Source organism: Caulobacter segnis, from assembly GCF_023935105.1.
Classification (GTDB): Bacteria; Pseudomonadota; Alphaproteobacteria; order Caulobacterales; family Caulobacteraceae; genus Caulobacter; species Caulobacter segnis_B.
Window position 1 is genome coordinate 4,385,750 of the sequence record NZ_CP096040.1, and the last position, 14,262, is coordinate 4,400,011.

Genomic DNA, 14,262 nt, shown 5'->3' on the forward strand with positions numbered 1-14,262 from the left:
AGAGACGGAGTCGGTTCCGCGCAACCCCGCATCTTATGAAGGGGTTAACGGGGCCTCCCGGCGAACGCGGTTCGCCTCTGGGAGGCTTGCCACGACGCCGTGAAGAAAGGGGCTGGACTGATATTTCGATCTTTAGCTAAATAACAAATATGAGCAGCGTCTTCAAAGCCCTCTCCGACCCCACCCGGCGCCGTGTCCTGCAGTTGCTGAGGGAGCGCCCGATGACCGCCGGCGAGCTGGCCAGCCACTTTTCCAGCTCCAAGGCGACCATGTCGGCCCACTTCGCCGCCCTGCGCGAAGCCGGGCTGATCTTCGCCGACAAGCAGGGAACGACGATCACCTACACCCTGCGGCTGTCGGTGCTGGAAGACGCGCTGCTGGGCTTCGCCGAGTCCCTCGGGATCGGCCTTCAGATCCAGGGCGCTCCGGCCCTGCGCAGCGAGGAGGGTTCGAAGTGAAGAACAAGACCAAGATGGTCGTGCTGCTGGCCTTCAGCGAAATGACGGCGGTCGCCCTGGGCGTGCTAGCCTGGAAGTTTCCCCAGCTGGGTCCGCTGACCGCCTTCGACGGCTCGCCGGAGTGGCGGCGGCTGTTCAGCCAGGTGGCGGTGATCGCCTTCTGCCCGATCTGGCTGGGGGCCGGATGGCTGGTCGCCCAGCACCGGCTGGCGACGGCCATCCCCCGCCCTTCCGAAGACTATCGCCGCTGGACCGAGGTCAGCCTGGTGGCGTCGGGCCTGGCGCTGCTGGTCATGCAGGGCTGGGTGGCCCGCAACTTCATCGCCGAGGAGAATCTGGGCCGCGAAACCCTACTGCGAGGCATCACCCTGTTTCTGGGCGCGATGACGACGGCGCAGGGCAACTTCCTCGCCAAGGTCGAGCCGCCCACCGGCGTCGGCGCGCCGGCGCCGGGCGTGTGGACCCGGGTCGCCCTGCGCATGGGCTGGGCCATGGCCCTGACCGGCCTGGGGATCATGGTCAGCGCCCTGGTCCTGGACATGCCCGCGCTGTTCTTCGTCCCGCTGATTGCATTCGTGGTCCTGATCACCAACGCCGTCCTCAGCCGCCGGGCGCTGCGGGCCCAGACCTAGCGCGCGCCAGCCCAAGCCATCGACATCGCGCGAGCCGGAGGGGCAGCCTTCCGGCTCTTTTCGTTTGACAGGCGCGCGCCCCCAATTTAACAAACTCATTAAATAACACACTCGTTAAATAGATGACCGATCCCCTCTCCTCCACCTTCGCGGCCCTGGCCGATCCGACCCGCCGCGCGATCCTGGCGCGGCTGGCCAGCGGCGAGGCCACGGTCAATGAACTGGCCCAGCCGTTCGACATCAGCCTGCCCGCCGTCTCGCGCCACCTGAAGGTGCTGGAGGGCGCGGGCCTGATCAGCCGCTCGCGCGAGGCCCAGGCCCGCCCCTGCAAGCTGGAGCCCGAGGCGCTGAAGCGCGCCTACGGTTGGATCGACCACTACCGCCGCTTCTGGGACGCCAGTTTCGACCGCATGGCCGACTATCTGGCGGAACTGCAGGCCGCCGAGCCCGAGGAGTCCGACGCATGACCGACACCGTGTTGATCCAGGACGACGAACTCGTGATCGAGCGCATCTTCGACGCGCCGCGCGCGCTGGTGTTCCGTGTCTGGACTAGGCCCGAGCACCTGATGAAGTGGTGGGGCCCCAAGACCTTCGAACCGATCGGCGTCGAGCAGGACTTCCGCGTCGGCGGGACCTATCGCTTCGGCATGAGGAGCGCCGAGGGCCGCGAGGTCTGGAAGTCGGGCGTCTACCAGGAGATCGTTCCCGACGAGCGCATCGTCATGACCTTCAAGTGGGACGACGGCGCCTGGGACGTCGACAACCTGGTCACCGTCACCTTCCTGACCATGGCCAGCGGCCGGACGCTGTTCCGCTTCCACCAGGCCCCGTTCAAGACCATCGCGGCCCGCGACTCCCACGTCGGCGGCTGGACCAGCCTGCTCGACAAGCTCACCGCCTATCTGGAGACCGTGCAATGAACGCTATCGTTTCCGCCTTCGCATGGGTTCCGGACTTCGCCAAGGGCCACGTCCGCGACCTGCGGGTGCGCTGGGCCCTGGAAGAGGCCGGCCTGCCCTACGACGCCGAGCTGATCCACCTGGAGGACAAGACCGCCTATCGCGCCAAGCAGCCGTTCGGCCAGATCCCCGCCTATGTCGACGGCGAGGTCGAGATGTTCGAGAGCGGGGCGATCGTGCTGCACCTGGCCGAGCGCTCCGAGGCGCTGATGCCCCGCGATCCGGCCGGGCGGGCGCGGGTCCAGACCTGGATGTTCTGCGCCCTCAACACCATGGAGATCCCGATCGGCGGCCTGGCCGACATCGACGTGTTCAACGCCGGGGCGGCCTGGACCAAGGAGCGCCGTCCGGCCGTCGAGGCCGCGGTGCGCACGCGCCTGGCCGAACTGGCCGCGCGCCTGGGTGACAACGCCTATCTGGACGGCGAGCGCTTCACGGCCGGCGATCTGCTGATGACCGACGTGCTGCGCAACGCCCCTCCGCCCTGCTGGCCGAGCAGCCGAGGCTGGCGGCCTATATGGAGCGCTGCATGGACCGGCCGGCCTTCAAGAAGGCCCTGGCGGCGCAGATGGCCGATTTCACCGGCTCGCCGCCGCCGGGGTGGCCACCAGCGGCGGCGTAGGCTCTTCCGGCGTCGCCGGCGTCGTCCAGGCCACGCCCATCTCGGCCCGCCGCCGCCCCAGTTCGAACAGGTCGATGCGGTTGCTGGCGCTGAAGTCCAGGCCCGAGGTGTCGACCAACGCGTCGTCGGGAATGGCCGCGTAGACCAGGCTGCCCCCGTTGCGCCGGGCGAAGGCGGCGCTGGCCGTCAGATGGGTGCGCATCAGCGCCTTGCTCATGGTCAGCCACGAACGGCCCAGGACCGACAGGGTGCCGCCCTTGGTGAAGCCGAACGCGCCGCCGACCTTGCCGTTGACCAGCACGGTGATCCGGCCCGGCCGCGCCTCGCCGCTCTTGGGCGCGGTCCACAGCAGCAGGGATTCGGGGGCCACGAAGAACGGCGTCGTCACCCCACCGTCGACATGCATCTCCGACAGCCGCCGGCCGCTGCCCTCGACCTCGATCAGGGTCGGCGGGAAGACGCCCGGGATACTGGCCGAGGCGACCAACACGTCGCGGAACAGCTTCAGCGAGGCCTCGTCGCCCCGCGCGGCGATCGCGCCCATGTCCCAGATCACCGTCTCCTCGGTGTCGAGATTGGTGGTGGCGATCAGCAGGCGGCGGCCTCGCGCCTGCTCCATGGCGATCGCATAGAGCATGGGCGCGTCGACATACTTCTCGACCAGCCCCCGCAGCGCCTTGGTGTCGTAGAAGCCGGGCCGGAATAGCAGGTCCAGGCCGCGCCGCTCCAGGATCCGGTCGGCGGCCTTGCTGGTGTAGGCTTCGGTCAGGCGGCGATCCCAGTCGGGGCCCAGGAAGGCGAACGGCGCGGTCAGGGCGCCGGTCGAGACGCCGGTGACGATGTCGAACTCGGGCCGGTGGCCGGTCTTGGTCCAGCCGACCAGGATTCCGGCCCCGTAGGCCCCGTTCGAGCCGCCGCCCGAGATGGCCAGGACGTCGAAGGTCTTCTGGCCCGCGCGGCGGGTGCGGGCGGCCTCGGCGAAGCGGATGCCCGCACCCGCGTCGCTGGCGTTGAAGCGGACGTCGCTCAGGCCTTGCGGCGCCTCGCCGGCCAGGTCGCTGGCCGTGAACGGGTCGCGCGGCAGCGAGCCGCAGGCGGCCAGCAGCAGGACGGACAGCAAGGCGGCGAATAACCGGGCCATGGCGAATGGGAAAGCCGTGACGGTCGCCGCCGTCAAGGGGTCTTCCGGAACGCGAGCGGGCCAAACGCAAACAGGCCGGCGCGAGCGCCGGCCTGTCGTTGGCGAACCCTGGAGGGGTCCGCGATCGTTCGTCGATTAGACAGCTTGCAGCTGGCCAGCCGAGGTCTTGCCGCTGCGGCGGTCGACTTCCGGCTCGTACGAGATCTTTTGGCCTTCATTCAGCGAGCCGAGGCCCGCGCGCTCGACGGCCGAGATGTGAACGAAGATGTCCGAGCCGCCGTTGTCCGGTTGAATGAAACCGAAACCCTTGACGCTGTTGAACCACTTCACGGTGCCAGTAGCCATGGCGAGTATCCTTGTAGACATGGGTGTTCGTCATCCGAAAACGTCCCGGGTGACGATCAAATTTCGTTGGAAGTTCGGAAGGCGCGTCCGGCGCTCCACCGCGGGAGCAAGGAATAGCAGGCCGATCGGCAGCGAATTCGATGCCGTATAAGTCGACAATTCAACTTGAAAGGCAAGGAAAATAATTTTCGATCTACTTGAGAGAGATTCCACCACCCCTTTCCCGGTTCGAGCGTTGCCTTGTCGGGCGAGTCTTTTTCGTCCGATGACGACCGGAGTTCGGTATGACCTTGATCGACAAAATTCCCACGCTCAGCGACGCCGAACTGAAACAGCTGCTGTCCAACGCCCGCCGGCTGGACGTCACCGGCACGCCCGCCCAGCGCCGCGAAGTCGCCAGCGTGATTACCCCGCTGGAACGCGAAGCCTCGCGCCGCAGAGCGGTCCTGCTGAAAAAGCGCTGAACCCGAAATCGGCCTTGCGAGAGTCGTAATTGCAATTCATTCTCAGAAACATCATCGCGAAGGAGACGACGATGGTTCTGCGGATGACGGGCGTGGCCCTGCTGGCCTCGATGATGCGGGTCGGCCGTGAGGACGAGGATCGCCCCCCGGCCGATCCGGCCTGGCTGCTGGACGGCGCGACCGAGCCCGAAATGGCCGAGGCGCTGGACCGGCTGGCGGCGAACGATTGATGCTCCCCCGCGATGCGGGGGAGCTGTCACGAAGCGACTGAGCAACCATGTTGTTCAGGGTGCGACAGACCTCCAGGGGAGTTGCCTCGCGAGCACGAGGTTTGCGGCTTCGATGAGCTTTCGCATGACGGCGACGATGGCGACCTTGGGAGGTTTTCCGGCGTCGCGCAGGCGCTGGGCGAAGGCTTTGAAGCCAGGGTCGAAGCGCTTGGCGGCGATGGCGGCCAGGTAGAGCATGTGGCGCGGGCGAGCCCGTCCGCCGCCGATGAAGGCCTGGCCCTTCCATTGTCCCGACTGTCGATCGAAGGGCGCTACGCCGAGCAAGGCGGCGGCCTGCCCGCGCCGGAGGTTTCCCAGTTCGGGCATGCGGATCAGCAGGCTGGCGGCCACGATCGGTCCCACGCCGGGCAGCGACATCAAGAGGCGGTGACGCGTCAGAAGGTCTGGACAGGCCTTGATCTGCTCCAGGATCTGATCGGCCAGCCTGGCCTTCAGGTCCGACAGGCTCTGGATCTGCTCGTCCAGGGTCTGGATCAGGTCGGGCAGGTCGACGTGCTCCATGAAGGTCTTCATGGCCGCCGCCTGATCCGTGATCTGTTCGTAGGCCGTCAGGCGCTGGGCCAGTTCAACCAGGCGCGGGTCCTGGGCGGCGCGGACCGTGTCGACCTGGGCCGTCGCCGCCGCGATCAAAGCCGCATCCAGCGCATCGGTCTTGGCCTTCCAGCGCTTGAGCCGGGCGAACAGCCGAACCTCCAGCGGCTGATGGACCACGACCTCAAGGCCCACCGCTTCAAGCCGGGTCCGGATCTGGCGCTCGTAGCCCGCCGTCGCCTCCAGCCCCGCCCGAACGACGCCTTGCTCGGTCAACCAGCCGATCAGCGCCTCATGGCCCGTCTCGTCGTTGCCGAACCGGCGCGTCTCGCCCTGACCATGGACGGCGACGTCCAGCCAGCGCTTGCCTACGTCGATCCCGGCGATTTTCGTGTTACGCTCCACCCGTTCCATCGACCCATCCTTGTGGCTTCGGACCCATCCGTCCCTGCAACCATCCGGGTCATGAAACGTCGGCGGCGGCCCTGCTCAGTCCCAGCACTCAAACGCTCGGGGGCAAACGGCCCCTCCGCCGACAGCTCGCTTGGCGTTCCTCCGCCAAGCGAGCGTCCCGGAAGACCCCGTCACAATGCCACCAAATCAACAGACAAGGGGGCTGATGCGGCCTAAGCCCAGCTCGCCCCCTCTGGCTCTCTGGGCCATCTCCCCCGCATCGCGGGGGAGGATCTATTTCGCGAACGGCCAGATCCAGGCGATCAGCCAGGGCGCGATCAGCAAGATCATTGCGGTGAGTGGCGCGCCCAGGCGGGCGTAGTCGCCGAAGCGGTAGCCGCCCGGCCCCAGCACCAGGGTGTTGCACTGGTGGCCGACGGGGGTGAGGAAATCGCAGCCGGCCCCGACCGCCACGGCCATCAGGAACGGATCGGGCGACAACCCCAGCCGCTGGGCCAGACCCATGCCGATCGGGGCGGCGATCAGCACCGTGGCGGCGTTGTTCAGGAACGGGGTGGCGGCCATGGCCACGGCCATCATCGCCGTCAGGGTGGCGATCGGCGGCAGGCCGTGGAACGCACCCGACAGCCAGCCGGCGATCAAATCCGCCCCGCCGGTCTTCTGGATCGTGTCGCTGACCGGGATCAGGGCGGCGACCAGCACCAGCACCGGGGCCTCCAGCGCCGCATAGGCCTCGCGCATGCGCAGGGCGCCGGTGGCGACCACCAGCACCGCCGCGCCGAAGAAGCCCGCCGCCACCGGGACCAGGCCCGTCGCCACCAGGACCATGGCCGCGACCAGGATGGCGGTCGGCAGCACCGCGTGGCGCACCCCGCCCAGCCGCACCTCGCGCTCGGCCAGGGGCAGCAGCCCCAGGGCCTGCAGCGCGCCCGGCAGCGACTGCTCGGCGCCCTGCAGCACGATGATGTCGCCGGCCTTCAGACGAATGGTCGCCAGGCGCCCGGCCATCCGATGGCCGCTGCGGCTGACGCCCAGCAGGTTGACGCCATGGGTGTCGCTGAGCGTGACGCCGCGGGCCGACTTGCCGATCAAGTCGCTCTCGCCGCCGATCACCGCCTCGACGACGCGAACCTCCTCGGTCGGCTCGCTCATGGCCACGGGGCGATCGGCGTCGCGCAGCCGCAGCTTGGTCTTGACGATCAGCTGGTTCAGCTCCTGCTGCTCGCCCTCCAGCAGCAGGACGTCGCCAGGCTGGATCTTCAGATTGGCGTGCGGCGCCTCGATCCGCCGGCGGCGGCGCAGGATGGCCACGACCGAGACCGCGCCCTCGGCGGCCTTCTTCAGCGCCCCCACGCGGCCTTCCTCGAAGCTCCAGTCCTCGGGGACCTCGACCTCGGTGACATAGGCCTGGGCCGCCAGGGCGGCGTCGACGTCGATCGCCGCCTTGCGCTCGCGCGGCAGCAGGCGATAGCCGACCGTGAGATAGGCGATGGCGATCACCGTCAGGATCCCGCCGACCGGGAAGAAGTCGAACATCTTGAACGGCTGGCCCAGGGTCTCCTGGCGCACCTCCGAGACGATGATGTTGGGCGAGGTGCCGACCAGCACCGCCAAGCCGCCGACCAGCGAGCCGAAGCTCATCGGCATCAGCAGGCGTCCGGGTGGCACGCCGGTGCGGCGGGCGATCTGCAGGGCGCTGGGCATCATCAGGGCCAGGGCCCCGACGTTCTTGGTGGCCATCGACAGCAACGCCGTCGTCCCGGCCAGCACGGGCACCTGGGTGCGCTCGTCCTTCAGCTTGGGCAGCAGAGGGGCCATCAGCATGTCGACCACGCCCGAGCGGGCGACGGCGGCCGACAGCACCAGGGCGCTGGCGATGATGATGACGATGTCGTTGGCGAAGCCGTCGAAGGCCTCCTTCACCGGGATCAGCCCCAGGGCCATCCCGGCCGCCAGGGCGCCCAGCGCGATCAGGTCATAGCGCCACCGCCCCCAGACGAAGGCGGCGACGGTGGTCGCGATCAGGCCGAAGGCGAGGCCTTGGTGCAGTGTCACGTGTGGTTGTTCCCCGAAGCTGTGCTGGGGAAACGGGGAAGCAGGGCGGATGGTTCAGCGCCCGACCAAATCCTCCCCCCAGCGGGGGAGGTGTCGGCTCGAAGAGACGACGGAGGGGGAAGAAGCAGGCTCGGCAGGACTTCCCCCTCCGGTCCTCCGGACCACCTCCCCCGCTAGGGGGAGGATTGCTGTCAGGCCAGCGCCTTGCGCGCGGCTTCCCAGTATTGCGCGCCGGTGATCAGGGTCACGATCGTCGCCACCCACAGCAGGCCGTGGGCCACGAGCGTGAAGCCGCCGATCACCCCCGTGTCCGGCGACAGGTTGAAGGCGCCCCACGAGGCCAGGATCAGCTCGGCGCCGATGGCGACCAGCTGCAGGGTCGTCTTCCACTTGGCCAGCAGGGTCACCGGCAGCTTGACGCCCTTGCCGGCCCCGACCTCGCGCAGGGCGCTGACGGTGAATTCGCGGAACAGGATCAGGCCGGCCGGCAGCACGACCATGGCGTTGGGGCCCAGGGCCATCAGGCCCAGCAGCGCGCCGCAGACCAGGATCTTGTCGCCGATCGGGTCCAGAATCGCGCCCCAGATGCTGACCGCGTCCAGCTTGCGCGCCAGCCAGCCGTCGAAGAAGTCGGTCACCGAGGCGACGACGAAGGCGTAGAACGCCCACCGCTCCAGACGCAGCTGGCTTTCGGCCGTCAGCTGGTCGCTGACCCACGGCACGGCGCCGGCGGCGGCGGCCAGGGCGACGAACATGAACAGCGCCATCACCAGGCGCGAGGCGGTCAGGATGTTGGGCAGGTTCTTCATGGCCGTCTCATAACGCACAAAGCCCCGCCAGGGATACGGCCCAGCTGTTTGGCGAGCGTTTGGAACGAGACCACCGTTTTTGGGACGCGGGACGCGACTCCGTTCGTTATACAGGCTGGAAGAGCGACATGGCGCTCTGGTCGCAGCGGGCGCGCCTGCGCATGGATGGGTCCGGAGGTGAGAGCCTCGAGGGAGAAGACTACGGCGCGCGACGCCGCGTCGGCTCCGTGCGCGGTCGCCTCGTCCTCCTGAGCGTCAGCCTGCTGGTCCCGGCCCTGCTGTCGATGGGCCTGCTGCTGGCCACCGCCGATCGCGAGTCGCGCGGGCAGCTCTACCAGCAGCTGGTCACCACCGCCCGGGCTCTGTCGGGCGCCGTCGACCGCCAGGCCGCCGTGGGCATCTCGGTCGCCGAGACCCTGGCCACCGACCAGGCCCTGCTCAACGGCGACTGGGCCGACTTCCACGCCCGCGCCCAGCGCGTGGCCCAGAAGCGGCCGGGCTGGATCGTAGTCTCCGACCTCGACGGCCAGCAGATCCTCAACACGCTGAAGCCCTATGGCGAGCCGCTGCCGCGATCGCCGCGCGCCAACGAACTGACCAACGCCCTGCTGGCCGGCCGCAGCAAGATCTCGGACCTGCGCCAGGGCAAGGTCTCCGGCAAGCCGGTGATCACCGTGGCCACGCCGATCATGGTCAAGGGCGAGACCTACATCCTGTCCTACGTGGTGGAGGCGCAGTCGTTCACCTCGGTGTTTCGCCAGCAGCGGGTGCCCGACAACTGGGTGGCCACCTTGCTGGACAACAACCGCCGGGTCATCGCCCGCTCGCGGCTGAACGAGAAGTTCACCGGCGCCCTGGCCTCCAAGGACATGGAGGACAACCTGCGCCACTCTACCGAGGGGGTGAACAAGAGCCAGTCCCTGGAAGGCGTTCCCACCATGGTCGCCTATACGCGCTCGCCCCAGACCGGCTGGACCCTGGTGGTGGCCATCCCGCGCCGGGACCTGACCAGCACGGTCAACCGCTCGGTGGCCCTGGGCGGCGGCATCTTCCTGGTGCTGCTGGGCCTGGGGATCGCCGTGTCGCTGGTCTATTCGCGCCGCATCAACGACGACATGCGCCAGCTGGTGCTGGACGCCCAGGCCATCGGTCGCCGCGAAAGCCTGCCGCCGGCCAATCCCGCCAGCCTGGAAGAGATCGCCGCCGTCCACGCCGCCCTGCGCTCGGCCTCGCGCGAGCTGAAGGCCCGCGAGGAGCGCCAGGGGGTGATGATCAACGAGCTGAACCACCGCGTGAAGAACACCCTGGCCACCGTCCAGGCCCTGGCGCGCCAGACCTTCGCCAAGGTGCCCAATCTGGAGGATGGGGGCGCGCCGCTGGAGGTGTTCACCGACCGGCTGATCGCCCTGTCGGCCGCCCACGACCTCCTGACCCGCAGCGGCTGGCGCGAGGCCGACATGGGCGCGCTGGTCGCCGCCAGCGTCGGCGCCCATGTCGAGCGGGTCGACCGCGCGGGACCCGAGATCGCCCTGGCCCCGCACACGGCGGTGGGCCTGTCGATGGTGTTCCATGAACTGGCCACCAACAGCGCCAAGTACGGCGCTCTGTCGGCCCCCGGCGGTCGGGTCGAGATCACCTGGCGGCTGGACCCGGTGACCGACGTCCTGGCCTTCACCTGGCGCGATGTCGGCGGTCCGCCGGTGAAGCCGCCCGCCCAGCCCGGCTTCGGCACCCGCCTGATCGAGGGCTCGATCCGCCGCGAGCAGAAGGGCCAGGCCCGGTTCGACTTCCGCCCCGACGGCCTGGTCTTCGAGGCCAGCCTGCCGCTGCCCGAGCAGGCGCGGTGGAGCAACGCCTTCTGATGGCCCCCATCTGATGGCCCTGACGGCGAACGGCGAGAGCGCCCTGGTCTCGGCCTTCGTCCGCGACGAGCGCCTGCCGCCCGACTTCGCCGATCTAACCGCGCGCCTGCACCGGCCGCTGGCCCGGCGCATCGCCGCCTGGGCCGAGGCGCGCGAGGCCGCACCGCTGGTGGTGGGGATCTGCGGCCCCCAGGGCTGTGGCAAGTCGACCCTGACCGGCCTGCTGGCCTTGCTGCTGGAGGCCCGCGACCTGAAGGTCGCGACCCTGTCGATCGACGACCTGTACCTGCCCCGGACCGAACGCGAGCGGCTGGCCCGCGCGGTTCATCCGCTGCTGCGCACGCGCGGCGTTCCCGGCACGCACGATCCGGCCCTGGGTGTGGCGACGCTGGACGCCCTGGCCCGCGCCGGTCCCACCGCCCTGCCCCGCTTCGACAAGGCCGCCGACGATCGCGCCCCCGCCGCCGATTGGCCGATCTTCGAGGGCCCGGCCGACATCGTGCTGCTGGAGGGCTGGTGCGTGGGCGCCCGCCCGCAGCCGCCCGAGGCCCTGGCGGCGGCGGTCAATTCGCTAGAACGCGACGAAGACCCCGACGGGACCTGGCGCGGCTTCGCCAACGCCGCCCTGGCCGGCCCCTATCGCGCGCTGTTCGGCCGGCTGGACCGTCTGGCGCTGCTCACCGCGCCGGACTTCGCCGTCGTCCGCGCCTGGCGCGGCGAGCAGGAGGACAGGCTGCGCCAACGCCTCGCCGACCTGGGCCGGCCGCCGGACCAGACGATGGACGGCCCCGCCCTGGACCGCTTCGTCGCCCACTACGAGCGCCTGACCCGCTGGATCGCCCAGGACCTGCCCGGCGCCGCCGACGTGGTCATCCGGCTGGACGCCGCGCGACGGCCTCTCGAAACCCTGGCCTTGGCGAACGCCGGTCGCTAAAGGGCGGGCATGACCGCCTTCACCGACGCCGATATCGCCAGCCTCGCCGAGCGCCTGCTGAAGCGGACCCTGCCCAAGGACCAGTGGACCCACGCCGCGCACCTGACGGCCACCCTGCGGCTTGTCCGGGTCCGCGACGCGGGACTGGAGCGCGACCTGCCGGGCATCATCCGCGCCTACAACGTCGCGGTCGGCGGCGTGAACGACGACCAGAACGGCTATCACGAGACCATCACCCAGGCCTATCTGGCCGGCATCCGCGCCTTCGCCTCCGCCCTGCCGCCGGGGACCACCGACGCCGAAGCGGCCGCCCGCCTGCTGGCCACGCCGATGGGCGACAAGGCCTGGCCCCTGACCCACTGGTCGCGCGAGCGCCTGTTCTCGGTCGAGGCCCGGCGCGGCTGGGTCGAACCGGACCTGGCGCCGCTGGCGCATCCACCGGAGTTTTAGGGACTGGGATCGGTGGAGGGCGGACAGTTGCGGTCTGGCTGAAAACAGACGTCGGCGTTCGTCCACGCCCCCCCTTGGGGAGAACGCGGACTACGGCCAGCGATCAGACGGTCGGCACCGTCCCGCCATCAATGACGAACTCGGCGCCGTGGATCGCTGCGGCGCGATCCGAGGCGAGGAAGGCGATGAGCTCGGCAACCTCGCACGGCTCTGCGCCACGCCCGATCGGTATGCCGCCGATCCAGGCCATGACGGCTTGCCGCGCCTCCTCGAACGTGCCGCCGTTGGCGGCCTGCATGGTCTTCACCAGGTCGACGGCGCCTTCGGTCATGATCCAGCCCGGACAGACGATGTTGATCCGGACGCCCTTTGGCCCCAGTTCCTTGGAAATGGATTTGCTGTAGGTGCGCAGCGCCGCCTTGGCGGCGGCGTAAGCGGTGGTCGACTCGGGCAGGGGCAGCACCGACTGGGTCGAGGTGACGTGCACCACCGCGCCGGCGCCGCGCTCGATCATCTGAGGGATCAGGAGGCGGTCGAGGCGAACCGTCGCCAGAAGGTTCAGGTTCAGCTCCGAAAGCCAGATGTCGTCTGTCAGCGCGGCGAAGCCGCCGGGCGGCATGGCCGATCCCCCAAGGTTATGCGCCAGGATGTCAATTCCCCCGAAGCGCTCGAGCGCCGCCTTGGCCAGCGCTTCGCCACCTTCCGCCGTGGTCAGGTCCGCCTCGACGAACTCGACTCCCTCGATGGGCTCCGCCGCCGCGCGGGCGGCGGTAATCACCCGGGCGCCGCCGGCCAGGAAGCGTTCAACCGTGGCGCGACCCAGCCCTTGGTGCCGCCGCTAACGAGCACGCGCTTGCCGGCGAACTCGGTCGGATCAACCTTGCTGGTCATGCCGTGATCTCCACGGCTTTGATCGCGCCGTCTTCGAGCGTGAAACGGTAGGTGAAGCGGATCGGGCTTCCGGGAAACTCGCCGTGGGCGGGGCCTTCGACAACGATCTGGCCGTCCTCTTGGCGCAGGGTGTCGGGCGTGAAGATCGCCTTCACGGGCTCCACGGCTTCTTCGAAAAGGCGCCGGATCTCAGCGTGGCCGCTGAAGACCTTGCCGTTGTCGCGAAGGACGGCGTCCGCCGCGAACGGCTGGACCATGGCGTCGACATCGAGCCGGGCGTTGGCCGCCACATAGGCCGCGATCGGAGGCGGGAGTTCGAGTGTCATAAGACCGTCCTGCTTGCTGGGTTCGCCAGGAAGTTAGGCGTGGACAGGCTTGGCGATAATCGGGACAACACGGGATGATCTGTCACGAATATCAGGACAATGGCGCAGCATAACCTGACCGAACTGGACGCTGTGCTCATGGTCGCACGGCGGGGTAAGTTTCGTGCGGCGGCGATTGAGCTCGGGGTTTCCACGACGGCGCTCAGCAACGCGGTCGGAAAGCTTGAGCGCGCCCTGGGCGTGCGGCTTTTCAATCGCACCACCCGAAGCGTCTCCCTCACCGAGGCCGGCCAACGGTTCGTTGACCAGGTCGCGCCCGCCGTCCGGGAGATTCATGAAGCGATGGAGGCCGCGCGCTCTCAGCAGGCCGCCCCGTCCGGCACGCTGCGCATAAACGCGTTTCCGACGGCGGCGCGCGAGATCTTCGCCTCGCTCGTTCTGCCATTTCATCGGTTGCACCCTCAGGTCCACTTCGACATCGTGACGGAAGGGCGTCTGGTCGACATCGTCGCCGGCGGCTTCGATCTTGGCGTGCGGAGCACCGACCGGGTGCCGGTCGACACGATCGCCCTGCCGTTCGGCGGCGCCCGGCGCAATGTGGTGGTTGGCGCGCCGAGCTATCTGGAAGCGCGCGGGACGCCGATGACCCCACAGGACCTGGTCGCCCACGCCTGCCTGCGCGTCCGCCTTCCCAATGGCGCCATCCACCGCTGGCCGTTCGAGAAAGACGGACAGTCGATCCATATCGACGTGGACGGCGGTCTGACCCTCGACGAAGCGAGCCTCGCCCGCACCGCGGCCCTGGCGTCCATGGGACTTACCTTGGCCATGGAGTTCGACGTGCGAGACGACATCGATGCAGGCCGGCTTGTTCGGGTGCTTGAAGACTGGACGCCAACGCTGCCGCCCTTAAGCCTGTACTATCCGAGCCGGCGCAATCCCACGGCCGCATTCAAGGCCTTCATCGACTTCGCACGGCGGCAAGGCTGAGCGGCGAGCCGCCATTGGCGTCACCGAACGCCCAAGTCAGGGGGCCTCCCTGGATTTCACGGCCCGTATCAGACCTCGCCGACGTCC

General features: G+C 69.0%; 18 protein-coding genes and 1 pseudogene. 11 read left to right on the forward strand and 8 right to left on the reverse strand.

Annotated features, from left to right (window positions below; all coding sequences use genetic code 11):
* Positions 1-149: 149 nt before the first annotated feature.
* The 5 genes and pseudogenes from MZV50_RS20455 to MZV50_RS20475 form a co-directional block, all read left to right on the forward strand.
* A complete protein-coding gene (locus tag MZV50_RS20455; RefSeq protein ID WP_252631110.1) occupies positions 150-458 on the forward strand; it encodes an autorepressor SdpR family transcription factor in 309 nt (102 codons plus the stop codon).
* On the forward strand, positions 455-1,090 hold the full coding sequence (locus MZV50_RS20460; RefSeq protein WP_252631112.1) for a hypothetical protein: 636 nt from the start codon (positions 455-457) through the stop codon (positions 1,088-1,090). The genes MZV50_RS20455 and MZV50_RS20460 overlap by 4 nt, the downstream gene beginning before the upstream one ends.
* A 122-nt stretch (positions 1,091-1,212) precedes the next feature.
* A complete protein-coding gene (locus MZV50_RS20465; protein WP_252631113.1) occupies positions 1,213-1,557 on the forward strand; it encodes an ArsR/SmtB family transcription factor in 345 nt (114 codons plus the stop codon).
* Positions 1,554-2,012 carry an SRPBCC domain-containing protein gene (locus tag MZV50_RS20470; protein ID WP_252631114.1) on the forward strand — a complete coding sequence of 153 codons (459 nt, stop codon included), beginning with the start codon at positions 1,554-1,556 and terminating at the stop codon, positions 2,010-2,012. The genes MZV50_RS20465 and MZV50_RS20470 overlap by 4 nt, the downstream gene beginning before the upstream one ends.
* A pseudogene (locus MZV50_RS20475) lies at positions 2,009-2,194 on the forward strand (glutathione S-transferase N-terminal domain-containing protein); the annotation flags it as partial. The gene MZV50_RS20470 and the pseudogene MZV50_RS20475, both read left to right, overlap by 4 nt.
* On the opposite strand, the gene MZV50_RS20480 reads toward MZV50_RS20475, so the two are convergent.
* From MZV50_RS20480 to MZV50_RS20490, 3 genes are all read right to left on the reverse strand, one after another.
* Positions 2,185-2,424 carry a hypothetical protein gene (locus tag MZV50_RS20480; RefSeq protein ID WP_252631115.1) on the reverse strand — a complete coding sequence of 80 codons (240 nt, stop codon included), beginning with the start codon at positions 2,422-2,424 and terminating at the stop codon, positions 2,185-2,187. The pseudogene MZV50_RS20475 and the gene MZV50_RS20480 overlap by 10 nt on opposite strands.
* A 205-nt stretch (positions 2,425-2,629) precedes the next feature.
* The gene (locus MZV50_RS20485; RefSeq protein ID WP_252631116.1) at positions 2,630-3,814 is read right to left on the reverse strand and encodes a patatin-like phospholipase family protein; all 1,185 of its coding nucleotides are present in this window, start codon (positions 3,812-3,814) and stop codon (positions 2,630-2,632) included.
* A gap of 135 nt (positions 3,815-3,949) precedes the next feature.
* Complete coding sequence (locus tag MZV50_RS20490) at positions 3,950-4,159, reverse strand: cold-shock protein (protein WP_223391449.1); 210 nt, start codon at positions 4,157-4,159, stop codon at positions 3,950-3,952.
* A gap of 284 nt (positions 4,160-4,443) precedes the next feature.
* Between MZV50_RS20490 and MZV50_RS20495 the strand changes: the two genes are divergently transcribed.
* Both MZV50_RS20495 and MZV50_RS20500 read left to right on the forward strand, forming a co-directional pair.
* The gene (locus tag MZV50_RS20495; protein WP_252631117.1) at positions 4,444-4,623 is read left to right on the forward strand and encodes a hypothetical protein; all 180 of its coding nucleotides are present in this window, start codon (positions 4,444-4,446) and stop codon (positions 4,621-4,623) included.
* Positions 4,624-4,694: 71 nt separating this feature from the next.
* Positions 4,695-4,853 (forward strand): hypothetical protein, encoded by a 159-nt coding sequence (locus MZV50_RS20500; RefSeq protein ID WP_252631118.1) that lies wholly within the window; start codon positions 4,695-4,697, stop codon positions 4,851-4,853.
* Between the two features lie 54 nt (positions 4,854-4,907).
* Here MZV50_RS20500 and MZV50_RS20505 read toward each other — a convergent pair whose 3' ends face one another.
* The 3 genes from MZV50_RS20505 to pgsA all read right to left on the reverse strand — a co-directional run bounded on the left by MZV50_RS20505 (position 4,908) and on the right by pgsA (position 8,722).
* Positions 4,908-5,858 carry an IS110 family transposase gene (locus MZV50_RS20505; protein WP_252630725.1) on the reverse strand — a complete coding sequence of 317 codons (951 nt, stop codon included), beginning with the start codon at positions 5,856-5,858 and terminating at the stop codon, positions 4,908-4,910.
* A 273-nt stretch (positions 5,859-6,131) separates the two neighbouring features.
* Positions 6,132-7,913 carry an SLC13 family permease gene (locus MZV50_RS20510; RefSeq protein WP_252631119.1) on the reverse strand — a complete coding sequence of 594 codons (1,782 nt, stop codon included), beginning with the start codon at positions 7,911-7,913 and terminating at the stop codon, positions 6,132-6,134.
* A gap of 191 nt (positions 7,914-8,104) precedes the next feature.
* On the reverse strand, positions 8,105-8,722 hold the full coding sequence (gene pgsA, locus MZV50_RS20515) for a CDP-diacylglycerol--glycerol-3-phosphate 3-phosphatidyltransferase (RefSeq protein WP_252631120.1): 618 nt from the start codon (positions 8,720-8,722) through the stop codon (positions 8,105-8,107).
* 161 nt (positions 8,723-8,883) lie between these two features.
* Here pgsA and MZV50_RS20520 point away from each other — a divergent pair, with 161 nt between their 5' ends.
* The 3 genes from MZV50_RS20520 to MZV50_RS20530 are packed head-to-tail and all read left to right on the forward strand — an operon-like array spanning position 8,884 to position 11,968.
* Complete coding sequence (locus MZV50_RS20520) at positions 8,884-10,584, forward strand: sensor histidine kinase (RefSeq protein ID WP_252635286.1); 1,701 nt, start codon at positions 8,884-8,886, stop codon at positions 10,582-10,584.
* 13 nt (positions 10,585-10,597) lie between these two features.
* The gene (locus MZV50_RS20525; protein ID WP_252631122.1) at positions 10,598-11,518 is read left to right on the forward strand and encodes a kinase; all 921 of its coding nucleotides are present in this window, start codon (positions 10,598-10,600) and stop codon (positions 11,516-11,518) included.
* A gap of 9 nt (positions 11,519-11,527) precedes the next feature.
* Entirely contained in the window at positions 11,528-11,968 is a 441-nt protein-coding gene (locus MZV50_RS20530) for a hypothetical protein (RefSeq protein WP_252631123.1), read from the forward strand.
* 103 nt (positions 11,969-12,071) lie between these two features.
* On the opposite strand, the gene MZV50_RS20535 is transcribed toward MZV50_RS20530, so the two are convergent.
* Entirely contained in the window at positions 12,072-12,746 is a 675-nt protein-coding gene (locus MZV50_RS20535; protein ID WP_252631124.1) for an SDR family oxidoreductase, read from the reverse strand.
* 109 nt (positions 12,747-12,855) lie between these two features.
* Positions 12,856-13,149: a nuclear transport factor 2 family protein gene (locus MZV50_RS20540; RefSeq protein WP_252631125.1), complete on the reverse strand. Its 294-nt coding sequence runs from the start codon at positions 13,147-13,149 to the stop codon at positions 12,856-12,858.
* A gap of 135 nt (positions 13,150-13,284) precedes the next feature.
* Here MZV50_RS20540 and MZV50_RS20545 point away from each other — a divergent pair, with 135 nt between their 5' ends.
* The gene (locus tag MZV50_RS20545) at positions 13,285-14,175 is read left to right on the forward strand and encodes a LysR family transcriptional regulator (protein ID WP_252631126.1); all 891 of its coding nucleotides are present in this window, start codon (positions 13,285-13,287) and stop codon (positions 14,173-14,175) included.
* The last annotated feature ends 87 nt before the right edge of the window (positions 14,176-14,262 follow it).

Coding starts and splice junctions, on each gene's coding strand:
- MZV50_RS20455 (WP_252631110.1), top strand. CDS start 150: ATGAGCAGCGTCTTCAAAGCCCTCTCCGACCCCACCCGGCGCCGTGTC.
- MZV50_RS20465 (WP_252631113.1), top strand. CDS start 1,213: ATGACCGATCCCCTCTCCTCCACCTTCGCGGCCCTGGCCGATCCGACC.
- MZV50_RS20470 (WP_252631114.1), top strand. CDS start 1,554: ATGACCGACACCGTGTTGATCCAGGACGACGAACTCGTGATCGAGCGC.
- MZV50_RS20485 (WP_252631116.1), bottom strand. CDS start 3,814: ATGGCCCGGTTATTCGCCGCCTTGCTGTCCGTCCTGCTGCTGGCCGCC.
- MZV50_RS20490 (WP_223391449.1), bottom strand. CDS start 4,159: ATGGCTACTGGCACCGTGAAGTGGTTCAACAGCGTCAAGGGTTTCGGT.
- MZV50_RS20495 (WP_252631117.1), top strand. CDS start 4,444: ATGACCTTGATCGACAAAATTCCCACGCTCAGCGACGCCGAACTGAAA.
- MZV50_RS20500 (WP_252631118.1), top strand. CDS start 4,695: ATGGTTCTGCGGATGACGGGCGTGGCCCTGCTGGCCTCGATGATGCGG.
- MZV50_RS20505 (WP_252630725.1), bottom strand. CDS start 5,858: ATGGAACGGGTGGAGCGTAACACGAAAATCGCCGGGATCGACGTAGGC.
- pgsA (WP_252631120.1), bottom strand. CDS start 8,722: ATGAAGAACCTGCCCAACATCCTGACCGCCTCGCGCCTGGTGATGGCG.
- MZV50_RS20520 (WP_252635286.1), top strand. CDS start 8,884: ATGGATGGGTCCGGAGGTGAGAGCCTCGAGGGAGAAGACTACGGCGCG.
- MZV50_RS20525 (WP_252631122.1), top strand. CDS start 10,598: ATGGCCCTGACGGCGAACGGCGAGAGCGCCCTGGTCTCGGCCTTCGTC.
- MZV50_RS20530 (WP_252631123.1), top strand. CDS start 11,528: ATGACCGCCTTCACCGACGCCGATATCGCCAGCCTCGCCGAGCGCCTG.
- MZV50_RS20545 (WP_252631126.1), top strand. CDS start 13,285: ATGGCGCAGCATAACCTGACCGAACTGGACGCTGTGCTCATGGTCGCA.